The organism is Rhizobium sp. B21/90, from assembly GCF_019355815.1.
GTDB classification, from domain to species: domain Bacteria; phylum Pseudomonadota; class Alphaproteobacteria; order Rhizobiales; family Rhizobiaceae; genus Rhizobium; species Rhizobium rhododendri.
In genome coordinates this window covers 3,512,241-3,529,594 of record NZ_CP072162.1, presented here as the reverse complement: position 1 = coordinate 3,529,594, position 17,354 = coordinate 3,512,241, and the positions used below count along the sequence as shown (strand labels likewise).

The window sequence follows — 17,354 nt, the reverse complement described above, 5'->3', positions numbered from 1 at the left end:
CGTCAGGAGCCGGGCGGATAGATGCCGAGGAAATGCTGCAGGAAGTCCGTCAGCAGCATCGGCGGAACCATCATCATCAGCGTCATCGCCGCGACGAACAGCGGATGCGGACCGCAGATCATCCGCAGGATGCGGGCAAGCGCGAAGATCAGCGCCATCATCAGCACCAGCCACAGGATGGCGGTGAGGCCGGCCGATCCCGGCACGAAGGCGATGAGCGCGATCAGCAGCGCGTTCAGGTAGGAAAGCGGCAGGCCCAGCCAGTTCATGGCGACGACGACAGGCTGGAATTTTTCGCCGCTCCTGAAAAGCAGCAGCAACAATCCCGCCATGACCGGCGGTACCAGCCAGTTTGCCGCCTCCACGAGGCCGAGGCGGAAGAAGAAGGCAGGCCCGGTGGCGCTGCCCGGCGGCATGGCCGACAGATAGGTCTGCTGCCACCAAAGCCAGGAAATGCCGATCGGCGGCAGGCACCAGAGGACGGCCCAGAAAGACCGTGTCAGGCCCCGATCGGAGATGTCGAGGTAGTTGAAACCGCGCGCGTCATTGCGCACCAGCAGCCAGAGCCCGGCCAGATAGTACTGGACTTCCCTATACGTCGGCATTCTGGAACCAGCGTTCGAGGAATGTCTCGTAGATTGCCGTCAGCGTTTCGAGATCGGCCACCGCAACGCGCTCGTCGACCATGTGCATGGTCTGGCCGACGAGGCCGAATTCTACGACCGGACAATAGTCCTTGATGAAACGCGCATCCGACGTGCCGCCGGTCGTGGACAGTCTGGCCGCCTGCCCGGTCACCGTCTCCACAGCTGACGAAAGCGAGGCGATCAACTCGTTGTTGCGGGTGAGGAACACATGGCTCGGCCGCTCCGCCCAGGCGATCTCGTAGGATGCCGGCGGACGACCCGGACGCAGCGTCTGGTCGGCTGCCGCCCGGTCGAGCCGTGCGACGATCTCGGCCTTCAGCGTATCTGCCGTCCAGGTATCGTTGAAGCGAATATTGAAGCTTGCCGTCGCCTTCGCCGGGATGACGTTGGTAGCGCCGTTGCCGACGTCGAGCGTCGTCACTTCGAGGTTGGATGGTTGGAAATTGTCAGTGCCCGCGTCGAACGGCGGATGCATCAGCGCCTGCGTCAGGGCCAGAATACTGCGTACCGGATTGTCGGCGAGGTCAGGATAGGCCGCGTGGCCCTGGACGCCTTTAACAGTGATTCTGCCCGACAGCGAACCGCGCCGACCTATCTTGATCATGTCGCCGAGCCTGTCGGGATTGGTCGGTTCGCCCACCAGGCAGGCGTCCCATGTCTCGCCCTTTTCGGCAGCCCATTTGAGTAGCTTGGTGGTGCCGTTGATCGCCGGCCCTTCCTCGTCGCCGGTAATCAGAAACGAGATCGAGCCCTTTGGCGCGCCGTGCCGGGCGATATAGCGGGCAACAGCAGCAGCAAAGCAGGCGATACCGCCTTTCATATCGACCGCGCCGCGCCCGAACATCTGGCCATCGGCGATTTCGGCGGCAAAGGGCGGATGGCTCCAGCTTGCTTCGTCGCCAACAGGCACGACGTCTGTATGGCCGGCAAACATCAAATGCGGCCTCTCATGGCCGAGCCGGGCATAGAGATTGTCGATGTCGGGGATGCCCGGTTCGCTGGCGGTCATCCGCTCGACGACGAAGCCGAGCGGCAGCAGCATGTCGGTCAGTGCCGAAAGGGCACCGGCGTCGGCGGGTGTTACCGACGGGCAGCGGATCAGGGTCTGGAGATTGGCGACGGGATCGGTGGTGTTCATGACAACGATGTATCCGGCGGGAAATGGCAAAGCGATGGCAATTGTCGGAACGGCGAGAAATACTCAGGCTCGAAATGGATCTTTTCCTGTTGGCGACGCTCCCGTTGCCGGGAGCGTCCATCCAATTGCCGCTCAGTCGCGCAAAAGTTCGTTGATACCGGTCTTCGAGCGCGTCTGTGCATCGACGCGCTTGACGATGACGGCGCAGTAGAGACCGGGGCCGGGCTGGCCGTTAGCCATCGGCTTGGCTGCCGGCAGTGATCCAGCGACGACGACTGAGTAGGGGGGCACTTCGCCATAGGTAATATCGCCGGTGGCGCGATCGACGATCTTCGTCGACTTGCCGATGAACACGCCCATGCCGAGAACCGAGCCCTCGCGGACGATGCAGCCCTCGACGACCTCCGAGCGGGCGCCGATGAAGCAGTTGTCCTCGATGATCGTCGGGCCGGCCTGCATGGGCTCCAGTACGCCGCCGATGCCGACGCCGCCGGAAAGATGCACATGTTTGCCGATCTGGGCGCAGGAGCCGACCGTCGCCCAGGCGTCGACCATGGTGCCTTCGCCCACATAGGCGCCGAGATTGACGAAGGACGGCATCAGGATGGCATTTGGGGCGATATAGGCCGAGCGCCGTACGACGCAGTTCGGTACGGCGCGGATGCCCGCTTCGCGGAAGCGGTTTTCGCCCCAGCCTTCGAACTTCGAGGGGACCTTGTCCCACCAGGTCGATCCGCCAGCACCGCCCTCGATGATCGTCATGTCGTTGAGGCGGAAGGACAGCAGCACCGCCTTCTTCAGCCATTGGTTGACCTTCCAGACACCGTCGTCACCGCGTTCGGCAACGCGCACCTTGCCGCCGTCAAGCAGTGTCAGCGCCGTGTCGACTGCATCGCGGATTTCGCCTGATGTCGAGAGGTTGACGCTGTCGCGCGCGTCGAACGCCGCTTCGATGGTCTTTTCAAGCGAGGCAAGATCGGTAGCGCTCATGACAATTCCTTGAACATCTGTGGATTTCGTCCCGGCCGGTGGATCATTCGCAGATGTGATCGCTTGGCCGGTGATCTGCTCTACAACAGCCGTCCCGGAAATGGAATGATCTTTCCTGCCGCATTGCATCTGGATCGGGCGCCCGATCGCGGCATATCTGGAGATGCGGAGGCTGCGCCGATTCGGGTTGCGGCCCCATCGGCTTATGGAAGGCATGACAATGGCTAAAGGCAGAAACGGCAAGCTGCGGCGCAAGGACGGCGTCTGGGATCCGCTGAAGACCAGCGGCGCCGACAAGACCCGCGCCGAAGCCATTCCGAAGACCCCGCAGTCGCTGTCGCCATCCTACAGGCTTGCCTATGCCGACGAGGATTTTCTCTGCCGCGAGGAATTGCGGCCGGTCCGGCTGCAGCTGGAGCTGATGAAGACCGAAATGGAGCTCACCGAACGCGGCATCAAGTCGACTGTGGTGATGTTCGGCGGCGCCCGCATTCCAGCACCCGGTCAGAGTGCCTGGGCCGCGCGCAACGATGTCCAGCGCGCCAATCTCGAGGCCGCCTCTGTCTATTACGAGGAGGCCCGCAAGTTCGCCCGGCTCTGCGCTCGCTATTCCGCAGCCTCAGGTTTTCACGAATATGTCGTCGTCACCGGCGGCGGCCCGGGGGTCATGGAAGCGGGAAACCGTGGCGCTTCGGAGGAGGGGGCGCCGTCGATCGGCCTCAACATCGTCCTGCCGCACGAGCAGGCCCCGAACGCCTATGTTACCCCGGAGCTGAGCTTCAATTTTCACTACTTTGCGATCCGGAAGATGCATTTCATGCTGCGTGCCAAGGCCATCGCCGTTTTTCCCGGCGGTTTCGGCACGCTCGACGAATTTTTCGAATGCCTGACCCTGATCCAGACCGGCCGCATGGCCCGCCTGCCGCTGATCCTTTTCGGCGAAGCCTTCTGGCGCAAGATCATCAATTTCGACGCACTCGCCGAGTTCGGTACAATCGCCCCCGACGACGTCAACCTGATCAGCTTCGTCGATACAGCCGAAGCCGCATGGAAGATTGTCAGCGATTTTTATGAGCATTGAAAAATGCGCGAAAGTCTCCATCGCGGCGCTCCAACCCGGTTGACACGCAATCACCCGTTCGCTTATCACAGCGAACGGTAATGGATTCTGCCGGACCAGAAAAGGTCGAACCGCTTCCTTGATGAAGCTGATGACTCCTACTCAACGCAATTATGCGAAGGAGTAGAGTCTTGCCTGATATCCAGAACCAATCCTCACATGTAGTGCATGCCGGAGCGACCTCCTGATGGTTTTCTCCGATATTCTTGGCATACGCCTGCAGCAAGCTCGCAGCCTTTTGAAATGGATTGCGGTCGTGACCCCGATGGCGGTCACCATCGGATCTCTCGTTGCACTGTTTCTCTGGAGCCTCGACCGGGCGACGGAGGCCCGGTTTGCCTATTCCTGGCTCATTTATGCTTTGCCGGTTGCGGGTTTCCTGATGGTTTTCGCGTATGGTCGCTTCGGCGTTTCTGCCGAGGGTGGAAATAACCTCATCGTCGACCAGATCCACGAGCCAGGCGGCGGGGTGCCGTTGCGGATGACGCCTTTCATCCTCGTCTCCACCGTTCTGACGCACTTGGTTGGCGGCTCCGCCGGTCGCGAAGGCACCGCAGTCCAGATGGGGGGTAGCCTTGCCAGCGCCTTCGGCAGGGCATTCCGGCTGGACCGAGCCGATGTCCGGATCCTGCTGATGGCAGGGATTGCGGCCGGATTCGGGGCTGTCTTCGGCACGCCGATTGCCGGAGCCGTCTTCGCGCTGGAGGTCTTGACGATAGGACGGATGCAGTACGAGGCGCTGCTGCCCGCACTGATGGCGTCGGTAATCGCCGACTGGACATGCCAGGCTTGGGGGATCACGCATGTCCGCTACGCAATTTCCTATCTGTCGGCTTCGGGGACCACGGGTAATTTCCATCTCGAGCCGCTTCTTCTCCTCAAAGTCGTTGCGGCGAGCGCGGCCTTCGGCATTATTGCGCATCTCTTCGCTGACGCCTCCCATCGCCTCTCCGCTCTCCTGAAGCGGCTGATACCCTATGCGCCGCTGCGCCCGGTGCTGGCAGGCTTGGTCATACTGGGCTTGGTGCACCTGCTTGGTACGCGGGAATACCTTGGCCTCGGCGTCTGGTCTCCTGATCGCGCCGACGCGACCATTCTCGGCTTTTTCCGCCCGGATCACATCGACAGCTGGAGTTGGCTCTGGAAAATGGTCTTCACGATCATAACGTTGAGCGCCGGTTTCAAGGGCGGCGAAGTCACCCCGCTATTTTTCATCGGGGCAGCGTTGGGAAATGCTCTGGCAGGTCTGATGGGCGCTCCCGTCGATCTGTTCGCAGCTTTGGGCTTCGTCGCCGTATTTGCTGGAGCGACGAACACGCCGCTTGCCTGCATGATCATGGGCATCGAGCTCTTTGGCGCAACACACGCTGTCTATATCGCGGTTGCCTGCTTCGTCGCCTATCTCTGCAGCGGCCATTCGAGCATCTATCTGTCCCAGCGGATTGCCATCCCCAAGACCTCGGCCGGCAGCCATATTCCTCCGGGCACGGCGGTTCGGCATCTTCGCGATTTGGAGAGGCGCGCTCCGGTCGGAATGAACGGCGGATCGATAGCTGCCCAAGCCTCCGATCATTCAGCCAGGAAGGACCAGCCATGACCCGGCATTCCATCTCACAGAAAGAAATCGGTATGGTGCGCATCTACATGAAGCCTCGCGAAAAGGTGCCTGGCAAGAGCGGCTGGCTTCGTGGATCCCTGCTCTATCGCGAACTGATCCTGCAGGCGAAGGCTGCGGGCATTCTGAACGCCGTCGCTCATTCCACCCACTTCGGATACAGCAATGGCGGCAGGGTGGCAGACGACGGATTCGAGATATCCAACCCCGATCTCACCATGTGCGTCGAGCTTATCGGAGACCGCCACGACCTTGAAAATTTCTGTCGGACGCATGGAGGCATGTTGAAAGGCAAAGTCATCATCTTCAAGCACATCGAGCACTGGGATATCACCGGGCACGGCGTCAAAGTTGAAGACGTCCTTAAACCGTCGGTGCCTTGATAACTGGTTCAGCTATTGGAGCAAAAGCCCGAGCCGGGCGAGCGTATAGCGTGACTGCTGGCACAGGGGCATATTATCTCGATTGCGATAGTAGCTGAGAGCGATCACCGCCCCATAGAGTGCCCAGCCTTTCGCGCGACACCATTCACTTTCATCCAGTTCCAGCGCCTCGCGGAATATTTGGCAGGCCGAGGGGTCCACCCAGGACCAGGCTGACGCATAGTCCGCCGCGGGGTCGCCAATTGCTGACAGACCCCAGTCGATAACGGCTGACAGCCTGCCGTTCTTCACAAGTAGGTTGTCGGCCTTGAGATCGCCGTGCAGCCACACCGGAGACGGGTGGCATCTTGCGGCGATTGCGGACGTCCACATATCCAACGCCGCGACAGTATCGATTTCGTCCGACAGTATCTCGATGGCGGCAACCGTGATACCGGTCATCTCCGCAAGAGGGACGCCGCGCCTGTTGTTCAGCGGTCCCGCGCGGGGAGCGCCGTCGGTCGCTTTCAGCTGGAGCGCTCTGAGGAATCCCGCCAGAGCCATGGCTGCCTCACGGGTATCGCTGACATTATCAGGCGTGGCGACCTTGCCCGCCATCCAGTCGTAGATACCAAATTCATAGCCGGCTCCAACGCCTCGGTACCGTATTGTCGGGGTTTCAAGGGGGAGGTTGGCAAGGTGAGGGAGCCAGTCCAGCTCCTTAGAGAGCAGCGGTACAGCGGCTTGTCTGATCGGGATTCTGAGGACCAAGCCGTCGCCAAGGCGAAAGAGTGCATTGTCCGTTCCGGATGAGTGAACGCGGGTGATGGGCAAATCGGCCCACTGTCCCGCCTGATCCGACAGCAGTTTACGGATCACCGTTTGATCGATCGCAAAATCCGGGCTGTTCATGACCGCATTATACGGCGGTGTTTGTGAAGCCGGAATGACGCGGGTAAGCGACGAACAAAAGTGTGACGGGGCCGATCTCTGCACAGTTGTTTCAGCTCAGCCCTGTACGAAAAAGCCCGCCATCGCAAGACTGCGAGGCGGGCTTCCGTTTGTCCTGCTAGGACGTGCCGTTCCTTACAGGAGCGGCATCTTCGGCATATCGTCGAGCGCGATGAAGCCGTCGTGGTTGCGGTCCATCCGGTCGAAGAGCTTGGCCATGGCGGCTTCGGCTTCGGCCTTGCTGATCTGGCCGTTCTGGTCGGTGTCGATGCGTTTGAACAGCATCTCGCCCATCATGCCGCCGCGCATGCCCTTGCCGTGGCGACCTTCGCCGCGCGGGCCGTCCTTGCCGTCACGCGGAGGCTTGCCGCCTTCGTCGTCATTCATCGCCTGGTCAGGCTTTGCCTTGTCCTTGTTGTCTTCCATCATCTTCTTGCGCTCTTCCCACATCGCCTTCATCTGGGTCTTGCGGTACTCGCGGTATTCACCGGGGGTGATGGAGCCATCCTTGTTGGTGTCAATGGCATCGAACAGCTTGTCGGCGCCGGCTGTCGCTTCGTCCTTGGAGATCTTCATGTCGCCGTTGGTGTCGAACTGCTGCAGCATGCGCACGAAGATGACTTCAGGGGGAATACGCGGGCCGTGCCGTCCACCCATGTGATGGCCGTTGGCTGCAAAAGTTGCCGCCGCGCCGCCAAGGAGGAGGGTCGCGGACATTGCTGTAATGAGAATTTTCTTCCCGATCATTGGGTGTTTCCTTTGGTTGCCGTGGTGATAACTCAAAGGTAGGGCGGCGGACCCGAAACACCCAATTAAACATCGGTAAGATGGATGAAACTTTTGTAATTAAAGCAGTTTTCGTCAGACGAGCGCCGACAGGAACGTTGTCAGATCGTCTGTGATGTAGTCGATATGCTGGTCGTCGTCGCTGTGGCGCTCCCACCATTCGGTGAAACTGCCTTCGATATTCTGAGGCACCAGCAGCACGGTTTTCATGCCCAGTGCCTTAGGTACGGTCAGGTTGCGCGGCAGGTCTTCGAACATGGCAGCGTTTTGCGTGTCGATCTTGTGCAGGCCGGCAAACTTGTCATAGGTGCCGGCAGCCGGCTTCGGCAGATAGTCTGCCGCGACGATATCGAATATTTCGTCGAAATGGTCGAGGATGCCAAGCGCTCCGGCCGTATCCTGCGCGTGCTTGACGCTGCCGTTGGTGAAGATGAACTTGCGGCCAGGCAGCGCCTTGATGGCGGCGGCAAGCGCCGGCTGCGGCGTAAGACTGGTATAATCGATCGCATGCGCCTTTTCGAGAAAGTCGTCGGGGTCTACGCCGTGATGCAGCATCAGCCCCTGCAGCGTGGTGCCGTGTTCCAGATAATACTGCTTCTGCAGTTTGCGCGCCGAAGCCCTGTCCGTCTGCAGCAGATCCGCGACATAGCTCGTCATGTTGACATCGACCTGCGAAAACAGGTCGACATTGTGCGGGTAGAGCGTGTTGTCGAGATCGAATACCCAATCACGGATATCAGCGAAATCGGCGGCGGCGGGCATGTTTCTTGGCTGTGTCATGGCCGCCCTTATGCCATGCGCCAGCCTGCCGGCAAACCGCATTTTATCGTGATCAGGGAATGATCAGCGTGCCCGCGCCATGCTCCGTGAAGATTTCGAGCAGCACCGAATGGGCAGTCTTGCCATTGAGGATGACGACGCCCTGGACGCCGGCCTGGATCGCCTCGATGCAGGTCTCCACCTTCGGGATCATGCCGCCGGAAATCGTGCCGTCCTTGATCAACGCCTGGGCCTGGGCCACCGTCAGTTCCTTGATCAGTTCCTTGTTCTTGTCCAGCACGCCCGGAACGTCGGTCAGGAACAGCAGGCGCGTCGCATTCAGCGCCCCGGCGATAGCGCCGGCAAAGGTATCCGCGTTGATGTTGTAGGTGGCGCCATCGCGACCGGGGGCGACCGGGGCGATGACCGGGATCATCTCCGACTTGGCGAGCAGGTCGAGCAGCGTCCGGTCGACTTCAACGACCTCGCCGACGAAGCCCAAATCCAGCACCCGCTCGATATGCGAATCCGGATCGACGATGGTCTTCTTGGCCTTTTCGGCAAACACCATGTTGCCGTCCTTGCCGCAAAGGCCGATTGCCCATTCGCCGGTCTGGTTGATGAGAGCGACGATTTCCTTGTTGATGGAACCGGCGAGCACCATTTCGACGATCTCGACCGTCTTCTGGTCGGTTACGCGCAGGCCGCCTTCGAATTTCGATTCGATGCCCATCTTGGTCAGCATCGCACCGATCTGCGGGCCGCCGCCGTGTACGACGATCGGGTTGACGCCGGACTGCTTGAGAAGGGCAATGTCTGCCGCGAATGCCTTGCCGAGTTCCGCATCGCCCATGGCATGGCCGCCATATTTCACCACGATCGTCTTGTTTTCGTAGCGCTGCATGAACGGCAGGGCTTTTGCCAGCAAGCGTGCCTGCAGTTCGTTTTCGGATTCGGCCATGACACACCCCGCTGAAATTGTTCGCGGGGTTTTATCTCAAGTTTTTGACAGAGGGAATAACGTCGAGACGATAAGTTTTGATCGGGAAATCCACCGCAAGGACGATGCCTGAAGTGTTATTCGTCTTGCCCGGCCGCTCAAACATCCTAATATGACGGTATTCGGAATGGGAGCGGGGATCATGGATGGCCACTGACGATATAGCCACCCTCGTCAGCCGCGTTGCAATGCGTGACCAGAGTGCGTTTTCCGAACTTTATAAGAAGACAAGCCCGAAACTATTTGCCGTATGTTTGCGTATCCTGAAAGACAGGACAGATGCGGAGGAAGTTCTTCAGGAAGTCTTCGTCCGGATATGGCAGCGTGCAGATCGTTTCGTCGCTTCGGAAAACCCGGCAATGGGATGGCTGACGTCTATTGCCCGCAACCGGGCCATCGACGCCATCCGGGCTCGCAAGCCCGTGGCGGACGAGATCGACGCGGTGTATGATCTGGCTGACGACGAGCCGGATCCGGAGACGCAGGCTGTCATCAAGGGCGAGGGCAGGCGCATCGATGTCTGCATGGAAACCCTGGAGGACGGCCGCGCTCAGGCAGTTCGCAGTGCCTACGTCGAGGGACTGAGCTATCAGGAACTCGCCGATCAATACGCAGTGCCTTTGAATACCATGCGCACATGGCTGCGCCGAAGCCTGATCAAACTGAGAGAGTGCATGGACCGATGAGTTCACCCGATCAAAGCAAGGGAGGCCGCTCCCGCGACGAGGTACTGGCCGGCGAATACGTGCTGGGTGTTCTGTCGCTGGAAGACCGGCAGAAGGTCGAGACGCGCATGCGCAGCGATCGCCCCTTTGCGGCGATCGTCAACCGCTGGGAACAGAACCTGTCGTCGTTCAACGACGAATACGAAGCGATCTTGCCGCCGGCATCGGTGTTTCCAAAGGTCGAAAAACGGATTTTCGGCGAACGCCCAAAGCGCCGCGGCGGCGTCTGGAACTCGCTCCCGGTCTGGCGCGGGCTGACGCTTGCCTCGCTCGTGCTGGCTGCCGGTGCGATTTTCTACGATGCAAACGGTGGTCTGAAGGTCGGGTCCGGCTCCAGGCCGATGGTGGCCGACCTCGCGGTCCCCGCCAGCGTCAACGGTGCCCTCAACCTTGTCGCGAGCTACGACGCTTCAAGCGGACGCCTGAAGATAACGCCGGTTGCAGCAGCGCAGACTGAAAAGAAATCGCTGGAGCTATGGTTGATCAAGGGCAGCGACCCAGCAAAAGCACTGGGCGTTCTGCCCCAGAGCGGCGAGGGCGAAATCGCCGTGCCAGCCAATATGCGCAGCCAGTTTGGCGAAGGCGCCACCATCGCCATCAGCGTCGAGCCCTTCGGTGGGTCACCATCCGGCGCGCCGACCGGACCCGTTATCGCTGCGGGTAAAACCCGTAGCCTTTAGTCATTTCCCCAGATTGTCGACACCATCCGCCGCGAACTCCAGTGTTTGCGGCGTTTTTCATGGTTTTTACGTTTTATTTGAATTTGTTAAAAATCAGCGAGCGGTTTGAAACTGTTTTCAGGAGCGTTCCGTACTACCAGTGTCCCCGGCGGATAGGGCACAAGCCCAGGTGAGTTGGATCGGGGATATAAGAGGAAGAGGAATCAGATCATGATGAAGACCACGCTTCGCATTGCCGCTCTGGCCGTCGCATTGTCCGCCGCCACCGGCGCAGCTTACGCCAAGGACCCTATGGTCGGCGGCGCAAAGATGTACGCCTCGAAGAACATCATCGAAAACGCCGTCAACTCGAAAGACCACACGACGCTTGTTGCCGCTGTAAAGGCTGCAGGCCTCGTCGAAACGCTGGAAGGCAAAGGCCCTTTCACCGTATTTGCCCCGACCAATGAAGCATTTGCAAAACTCCCGGCCGGCACGGTCGAAACCCTGCTGAAGCCTGAAAACAAGGCCAAGCTCGTCAAGATCCTCACCTGCCACGTCGTCTCCGGCGACATCATGGCATCCGCTGTCAAGAAGATGGTCAAGGACGCCGGTGGCGAATACGACATCAAGACTGTCGGCGGCTGCGTGATCAAGGCCATGACAAAGGGCAGCAAGGTTACGCTGACCGACGAAGCCGGCGGCACGGCCCATGTCACCATCGCCGACGTCAAGCAGTCCAACGGCGAAATTCACGTCATCGACGCAGTTCTGCTGCCGAAGATGTAATCAACATCGACTTCGAAGGCCGTCGCTCCGGTAATTCACCGCGCGGCGGCCTTTTTGCGTTCAGTCACGTCAGATAATCAGGCGCCGTAGCCGACGGTCTCGATGATCGCCTGGCGCAGATCATCCATACCTTCGTTCTCTTCGGAAGAGGTCGGTATGATGCCGGGGAAGCAGGCCGGGCGCTTGCGGGTCATCTCGGCTGCCTCGGCAACCACCCTCGGCACGCCGGCGTCCTTGATCTTGTCCGTCTTGGTGAGGACGATCTGGTAGGAAACAGCAGCCTTGTCGAGCAGGGCCATGACGTCTTCGTCGTTCTTCTTGATACCGTGGCGGGAATCGATCAGCACGTAGACGCGCTTCAGCGTCGCCCGGCCGCGCAGGTAGTCGAACACCAGCCTCGTCCAGGCATCGACATTGTCCTTCGGTGCCTTCGCATAGCCATAACCGGGCATGTCCACCAGAGCCATCGGCGGCAGGTCGCCGGCTTCCCCGGAGTAGCCGTCGGGCACGAAATAGTTGAGTTCCTGCGTCCGGCCCGGCGTGTTTGATGTCCGGGCAAGCCCATGGTGGCCGACGAGCGCATTGATCAGCGACGACTTGCCGACATTCGAGCGTCCCGCAAAAGCAATCTCCGGCGGGCCTTCCGGCGGCAGGAACTTCATCGAGGGCACGCCGCGAATGAAGATCCAGGGGCGGCCGAACAACGGCTTTTCGGTGGGTACGGGTGCTTCGGCCATGGCTCGCGATCGTTTGTTGATGGTTTGGCTTCACGGTTTTGGCAGCCGATGTCAAGACTTGCCGCTCTTGGGACAAAGGCCCCCCGCGTTGAAAAAGAAAACCCCGGACTAAGCCGGGGTTTTCAAGGCTATTTCGTTTCCGCCGGTTTCTTCCGCTTGAACAACCCGCGCATATTGTCGAACAGCTCCACCTTGGCGCCATGGCGGCGCATGATGATCGCCTGCTGGATGACCGACAGGGTGTTGTTCCAGGCCCAGTAGATGACCAGGCCGGCCGGGAAGCTCGACAGCATGAACATGAATACCAGCGGCATCCAGTTGAAAATCATTGCCTGCGTCGGATCGGGCGGCGTCGGGTTCATGCGCATCTGCAGGAACATGGTCACGCCCATGATCATCGGCCAGACGCCAAGATGCAGGATAGTCGGAGCCTCGAACGGCAGCAGGCCGAACAGGTTGACGATAGACGTCGGATCGGGTGCCGAAAGGTCGCGGATCCAGCCGAAGAACGGCGCATGCCGCATCTCGATGGTGATGTAGATGACCTTGTAGAGCGAGAAGAAGATCGGGATCTGCAGAGCAATCGGCCAGCAGCCGGCGACCGGATTGATCTTCTCTTCCTTGTAGAGCTTCATCGTGGCCTGCTGCAGGCCCATCTTGTCGTCGCCGAACTTTTCCTTCAGCTCGGCCATGCGCGGCTGCATCTTCTTCATGTTGGCCATCGACGCATATTGCTTGCTGGCCAGCGGGAAGAACAGGAGCTTGACGACGATGGTCGTGCAAAGGATGGCGACGCCGAAGTTGCCGAAGTAGCGGAAGAAGAAGTCCATCAGCTTGAACATCGGCTTGGTCAGGAAGTAGAACCAGCCCCAGTCGATCAGGCGGTCGAAGCGCGGGATCGAGTAGCTTTCCTCGTAGCGGTCGATGACCGGGACTTCCTTGGCGCCGGCAAATACCAGGTTCTTGAGATCGACGGACTGTCCGGCAGCGATGCTGATGGCATCCTGCTTGTAGTCAGCCTGGTAGCGGGGCTGGCCATCGGTAAAATGCGAGAAGCGGGCATCGTAGGGGGTCGTCTGCGGCGGCACGATGGTGGCTGCCCAGTACTTGTCGGTAAAGCCGAGCCAGCCGGTGGTTGCCTTTGCCGGGGTTGTCGGTTCCTTGTCGACAGCCGTGTACTTGGTTTCCAGCAGGCCGTCGTCGCCGATTACGCCGATGAAGCCTTCGTGCAGCACGTAGGCGGACGGCGTGGTCGGCAGGCTGTAGCGGATGACGCGACCGTAACTGGCAACCGAGACCGGCTGCTGGCTGGCATTGGTGATCTTGTCTGCAACCGTGAACATGTAGTGGTCGTCGACGGAGATCGTACGCGAGAAAGTCAGTCCCTTGTCATTGGTGTAGGTCAGCGTCACCGGCGTCTTGTCGGTGAGCTTTGCACCTTCAGGTGCCGTCCAGACGGTCGAAGGGCCAGGAACAGCGCCGGTCTTGTCGTCACCGATGTAGCCGAGTTCGGCGAAGTAGCCGTCCTTTGTTTCGGCCGGACTGAACAGCGTGATGATCGGGCTCATGTTGTCGACCGTCTCATGGTACGACTTGAGACGAAGGTCATCCAGGCGCCCGCCGGCCAGATTGATCGAGCCGAGAAGCGATGTGGTCTCGATGGCGACACGCGGCGTTTTTGCCAGCGCCTGCTGCAGCGTCATGGTGCCGATGGCGGCCTGGCCGGAAACGGGGGCGCCAGCAGTGGTGTTGGTGCCGGGGGTCGGTGCGGCTGCGGTGCCGTTCGGCTGAACCTGCTGCGTCGTCTGCTGCTGCGCCTTGAGAGCCGCATCGGCCTTGCGCTGCGCTTCGATGCGCGGGTTCATATAGAAGAACTGCCACCCGAGGACGATCACCACCGACAGGGCGATCGCGATGAAGTAATTGCGGTTCTTTTCCATCATTCTTTCCTGGAGCGGTCCGGTTGCGACCGGCGGTGTTTCGGCATGGCTTCAAAGCGGGCTGACAACTCCCGGGCCAGCGCTTCGAAGGGCGCAGTCAATACATCGCGGCGCGCGACAACCACATAGTCGTGTCCCGGCTGCATTGCAAACCCGGCCTTCAGCCGTACCGCTTCTTTCAGGCGGCGGCGCATGCGGTTGCGCTCGACGGCATTGCCATGTTTTTTGGTGACAGTGAAACCGACGCGTGGCGGCTCATCAGGCAGGGCGCGATCGAGCGCCTCGACCAGAAAGAAATTGCCCCGTCGTTTCTCTCCCACGCGCACGGCAAGAAACTGCGGCCGGCTTTTCAGCCGCCCGACAGTTTTGGTATTGGGTCGTTTATTCGTCATTCGCCCGCCATCGCGACAGGGCCTATTCGGCGATTAAGCCGAAAGACGCTTGCGACCGCGGCCACGCCGGGCGATGATGACCTTGCGGCCGCCCTTTGTTGCCATACGAGCACGAAAACCGTGGCGACGAGCGCGAACGAGCTTCGATGGTTGGTAGGTACGCTTCATTTATTTTAACACCGCGGAGTGCGGCCCTTCTTGGGTTTGCATAGTGCAAGGAGCGTTGTTGGACGCACGGAAGTAGCCCGCTAGGCAGGCTCCGAAACCGGACGTGCGGCGGCTTATAGGGATGAAGGCCGGAAAAGTCAATTATCGGGCCCGGGATTCACAGTTTGCCGCAACGCATGCCGCCAGTGTCGATTTCGCGCGCACTCCATACTTTGGGGGCGCCCCGGATTTTCCGCCAATGCTGCACACGCGAAGAGCTGATATAATCCGTTCGGCATGAAGCTGATGTATAATGTCTTAACTTACCAATTGGCGCCAATAGAAGCAAGTTTATCTCGTATTTTATATTTCAATATAGGAAAGGCTACCTTAACGATTGGCCTCGATAATACAAAATGAATGGGCTCTCCTGTTTTGAAGCCCATATATTTTGGGGGGTATTTAGTTGAAAATCCGTGGCAAGATCAATTTGCTCGTTGCTGTCATGGCAGGCGCAGCAATGCTTATAGGCGCGACCGCGCTGTTTGCCATAAACCAGTATGACAGCCAACTGAGGATATATGAACGCGCTTCGACCCGCGCTTATCTCGGTGAGCGCCTCAACCGTTATGTCACGGCGGTCGTCATGGAAAGTCGCGGCATCTACGGCGCCCCCGATATCAAATCCGCCAAGGGCTTTGCCGACGGACTAACTGCCGATCTCGTCGAAATCGACAAGATCATCGCCAAGTGGGCGCCGCTGGTGCCGGAAGGTCAGAAGGCCGATTTCGCTAAGCTGCTCGATAAGTCCAAGGAGTTCAACGGGTTCCGTAGCGAGACCGTGCGTTTGCTTTTGGCGGAGGGGCCGCCTGCAGCCAACAAGCAAGGCAATAACGAAGACAATCGCGCCAATCGCAAGGCCTTTCAGGCCGACATCGACGCCGTCGTGAAGGCCGATACGCAGGAACTGACCGCTGTCCGTGCCGACATCGATTCGTTCGGCGACATGATTTTTTGGCTGGTGCTCGCGGCCACCGGCCTTGGTATCGTCAGCGGCATCGGCTTTGGGCTCTATATCGGCACAAACCATCTGACCCGCCCGATCAACAAGGTCACCGATACCATCAAGCAGGTGGCAGGTGGCGATTTCAACGTCGACGTTCCCTATGTCGGTCGCGGCGATGAGATCGGCGACATGGCAGCGGCCGTCGAGGTGTTCAAGCAGAGCGGCCTTGCGGTCCAGCGCATGCATTCCGACGAGGCAGTGCTGCGCGCCAAGAGCGACGATCTGCAGTCGGGCATGTCGCATGTGGTGGCCTCGGCTGCTGCCGGAGATTTCAGCCGCCGGATCGAAAAGACCTACAACGACGAAAATCTCGATCGCTTCGCCCGCAACGTCAACGAGCTTGTCGCCAGCGTCGATGCCGGGATTACGGAGACCCGACGCGTCATCGCCGAACTCGCTGCCGGCGACCTGACGCAGACCATGCGCGGTACCTATCAGGGTGCATTTGCCGAACTCCAGCAAAACGTCAACGCGACCCTGTTGACACTGCAGGACACCATGCGCGAGGTTCGCGATACGACGGGTTCGATCCATGGAAATGCCAACGAGCTGCGCGTTGCCGGCGACGATCTTGCCAAGCGCACCGAGCAGCAGGCTGCAGCCCTCGAGGAAACTTCGGCTGCGCTCGACGAGATCACTGCCGTGGTGCAGAACTCGACCACCCGCGCCCAGGAGGCTAGCGTCATGGCTACCGAGGCCAAGGACAACACTGCCAGGTCCGGCATTGTCGTGCGCAATGCAGTCGATGCGATGGGCCGCATCGAGCAGGCATCGCGTGAAATCAGCCAGATCATCAATGTCATCGATGAGATTGCCTTCCAGACCAACCTGCTGGCGCTCAATGCAGGGGTGGAAGCTGCCCGGGCAGGCGAGGCTGGCAAAGGCTTTGCCGTCGTCGCCCAGGAAGTGCGCGAACTGGCCCAGCGCTCCGCAAAGGCAGCCAAGGACATCAAGGGGTTGATCACCAAATCGGGCAGCGAGGTGCAGGCCGGCGTCAAGTTGGTGCAGGAAACCGGTGAAGCGCTCGGCGACATCGAAACCCGCGTGCTGGCGATCAACGACCATATCCATTCGATCGCCACCTCGGCGCGTGAACAGGCAACCGGTCTTGCCGAGGTCAACACCGCCGTCAACCAGATGGACCAGGTGACGCAGCAGAATGCTGCCATGGTCGAGGAAACGTCGGCGGCAACCCACAAGCTCACCGCCGAAGCCGATAGCCTCGTGCGGCTCGTTGCTGGCTTCAAGGTCACCGGCGCTCGCAATATTGCTCCGGCCGTTGCGCGTCTGGACACGCGCCGCCCGGCAGCCGCGCCGCCTCGCCAGATGGCTGTATCAGGTTCCCGCATGATGTCCGGAGGACGCGGCGGTGCGGCGGCCCAGCCCGCTTCTCAGGAATGGGAAGAGTTCTGAGAGTAGGCAGGCTTTAACGTTCGCCCAGGCGCGGCACCCGGTGCCGCGCCTTTTTTCATCGGTCTGCCAGCAGCATAAGGACGGCCGCGTTACGATGGCGCATTGAAGACACCGGCAA

18 protein-coding genes and 1 riboswitch are annotated in these 17,354 nt (G+C 60.0%); of the genes, 7 read left to right on the top strand and 11 right to left on the bottom strand.

Annotation, left to right across the window (positions count from 1 at the left end):
* Positions 1-2: 2 nt before the first annotated feature.
* The 3 genes from J5278_RS17095 to dapD all read right to left on the bottom strand — a co-directional run bounded on the left by J5278_RS17095 (position 3) and on the right by dapD (position 2,775).
* Positions 3-605 (bottom strand): hypothetical protein, encoded by a 603-nt coding sequence (locus J5278_RS17095; RefSeq protein WP_209182703.1) that lies wholly within the window; start codon positions 603-605, stop codon positions 3-5.
* Positions 592-1,785 carry a succinyl-diaminopimelate desuccinylase gene (gene dapE / locus J5278_RS17090; protein WP_209182705.1) on the bottom strand — a complete coding sequence of 398 codons (1,194 nt, stop codon included), beginning with the start codon at positions 1,783-1,785 and terminating at the stop codon, positions 592-594. The genes J5278_RS17095 and dapE overlap by 14 nt, the downstream gene beginning before the upstream one ends.
* A 132-nt stretch (positions 1,786-1,917) precedes the next feature.
* Complete coding sequence (dapD, locus tag J5278_RS17085) at positions 1,918-2,775, bottom strand: 2,3,4,5-tetrahydropyridine-2,6-dicarboxylate N-succinyltransferase (RefSeq protein WP_209182707.1); 858 nt, start codon at positions 2,773-2,775, stop codon at positions 1,918-1,920.
* A gap of 220 nt (positions 2,776-2,995) precedes the next feature.
* On the opposite strand from dapD, the gene J5278_RS17080 reads away from it, so the two are divergent.
* From J5278_RS17080 to J5278_RS30980, 3 genes are all read left to right on the top strand, one after another.
* Positions 2,996-3,856: an LOG family protein gene (locus J5278_RS17080; protein ID WP_142823891.1), complete on the top strand. Its 861-nt coding sequence runs from the start codon at positions 2,996-2,998 to the stop codon at positions 3,854-3,856.
* Between the two features lie 67 nt (positions 3,857-3,923).
* A riboswitch (Fluoride riboswitch) is annotated at positions 3,924-4,003 on the top strand.
* A gap of 79 nt (positions 4,004-4,082) precedes the next feature.
* Positions 4,083-5,492: a voltage-gated chloride channel family protein gene (locus J5278_RS17075; protein ID WP_247748961.1), complete on the top strand. Its 1,410-nt coding sequence runs from the start codon at positions 4,083-4,085 to the stop codon at positions 5,490-5,492.
* The gene (locus J5278_RS30980; protein ID WP_247748962.1) at positions 5,489-5,893 is read left to right on the top strand and encodes a DUF190 domain-containing protein; all 405 of its coding nucleotides are present in this window, start codon (positions 5,489-5,491) and stop codon (positions 5,891-5,893) included. The genes J5278_RS17075 and J5278_RS30980 overlap by 4 nt, the downstream gene beginning before the upstream one ends.
* A 12-nt stretch (positions 5,894-5,905) precedes the next feature.
* On the opposite strand, the gene J5278_RS17070 is transcribed toward J5278_RS30980, so the two are convergent.
* The 4 genes from J5278_RS17070 to argB form a co-directional block, all read right to left on the bottom strand.
* Positions 5,906-6,784, bottom strand: coding sequence for an aminoglycoside phosphotransferase family protein (locus J5278_RS17070; protein WP_209182708.1), 879 nt, complete (start codon positions 6,782-6,784; stop codon positions 5,906-5,908).
* Between the two features lie 174 nt (positions 6,785-6,958).
* Complete coding sequence (locus tag J5278_RS17065; protein WP_142823893.1) at positions 6,959-7,570, bottom strand: EF-hand domain-containing protein; 612 nt, start codon at positions 7,568-7,570, stop codon at positions 6,959-6,961.
* A 114-nt stretch (positions 7,571-7,684) separates the two neighbouring features.
* Complete coding sequence (locus J5278_RS17060) at positions 7,685-8,389, bottom strand: pyrimidine 5'-nucleotidase (protein ID WP_209182710.1); 705 nt, start codon at positions 8,387-8,389, stop codon at positions 7,685-7,687.
* Between the two features lie 52 nt (positions 8,390-8,441).
* Positions 8,442-9,329 carry an acetylglutamate kinase gene (gene argB, locus J5278_RS17055; protein ID WP_209182712.1) on the bottom strand — a complete coding sequence of 296 codons (888 nt, stop codon included), beginning with the start codon at positions 9,327-9,329 and terminating at the stop codon, positions 8,442-8,444.
* 185 nt (positions 9,330-9,514) lie between these two features.
* Here argB and J5278_RS17050 point away from each other — a divergent pair, with 185 nt between their 5' ends.
* The 3 genes from J5278_RS17050 (at position 9,515) to J5278_RS17040 (ending at position 11,541) form a co-directional block, all read left to right on the top strand.
* Positions 9,515-10,054: a sigma-70 family RNA polymerase sigma factor gene (locus tag J5278_RS17050; RefSeq protein ID WP_209182714.1), complete on the top strand. Its 540-nt coding sequence runs from the start codon at positions 9,515-9,517 to the stop codon at positions 10,052-10,054.
* On the top strand, positions 10,051-10,773 hold the full coding sequence (locus J5278_RS17045) for an anti-sigma factor domain-containing protein (protein WP_209182716.1): 723 nt from the start codon (positions 10,051-10,053) through the stop codon (positions 10,771-10,773). Before J5278_RS17050 ends, J5278_RS17045 begins: the two co-directional genes overlap by 4 nt.
* 210 nt (positions 10,774-10,983) lie before the next feature.
* Entirely contained in the window at positions 10,984-11,541 is a 558-nt protein-coding gene (locus J5278_RS17040) for a fasciclin domain-containing protein (protein ID WP_111216520.1), read from the top strand.
* Between the two features lie 77 nt (positions 11,542-11,618).
* Here the strand turns inward: J5278_RS17040 and yihA are convergent, their stop codons facing one another.
* From yihA to rpmH, 4 genes are all read right to left on the bottom strand, one after another.
* Positions 11,619-12,278 (bottom strand): ribosome biogenesis GTP-binding protein YihA/YsxC, encoded by a 660-nt coding sequence (gene yihA, locus J5278_RS17035; protein ID WP_142823898.1) that lies wholly within the window; start codon positions 12,276-12,278, stop codon positions 11,619-11,621.
* 128 nt (positions 12,279-12,406) lie between these two features.
* On the bottom strand, positions 12,407-14,218 hold the full coding sequence (gene yidC, locus J5278_RS17030) for a membrane protein insertase YidC (protein ID WP_142823899.1): 1,812 nt from the start codon (positions 14,216-14,218) through the stop codon (positions 12,407-12,409).
* Positions 14,218-14,610 (bottom strand): ribonuclease P protein component, encoded by a 393-nt coding sequence (rnpA, locus tag J5278_RS17025; RefSeq protein WP_111216526.1) that lies wholly within the window; start codon positions 14,608-14,610, stop codon positions 14,218-14,220. The genes yidC and rnpA overlap by 1 nt, the downstream gene beginning before the upstream one ends.
* A 33-nt stretch (positions 14,611-14,643) precedes the next feature.
* Entirely contained in the window at positions 14,644-14,778 is a 135-nt protein-coding gene (rpmH, locus tag J5278_RS17020) for a 50S ribosomal protein L34 (RefSeq protein ID WP_111216528.1), read from the bottom strand.
* A 445-nt stretch (positions 14,779-15,223) separates the two neighbouring features.
* On the opposite strand from rpmH, the gene J5278_RS17015 reads away from it, so the two are divergent.
* Positions 15,224-17,236, top strand: a complete 2,013-nt coding sequence (locus J5278_RS17015; RefSeq protein WP_209182718.1) for a methyl-accepting chemotaxis protein — start codon at positions 15,224-15,226, stop codon at positions 17,234-17,236.
* Positions 17,237-17,354 lie beyond the last annotated feature (118 nt).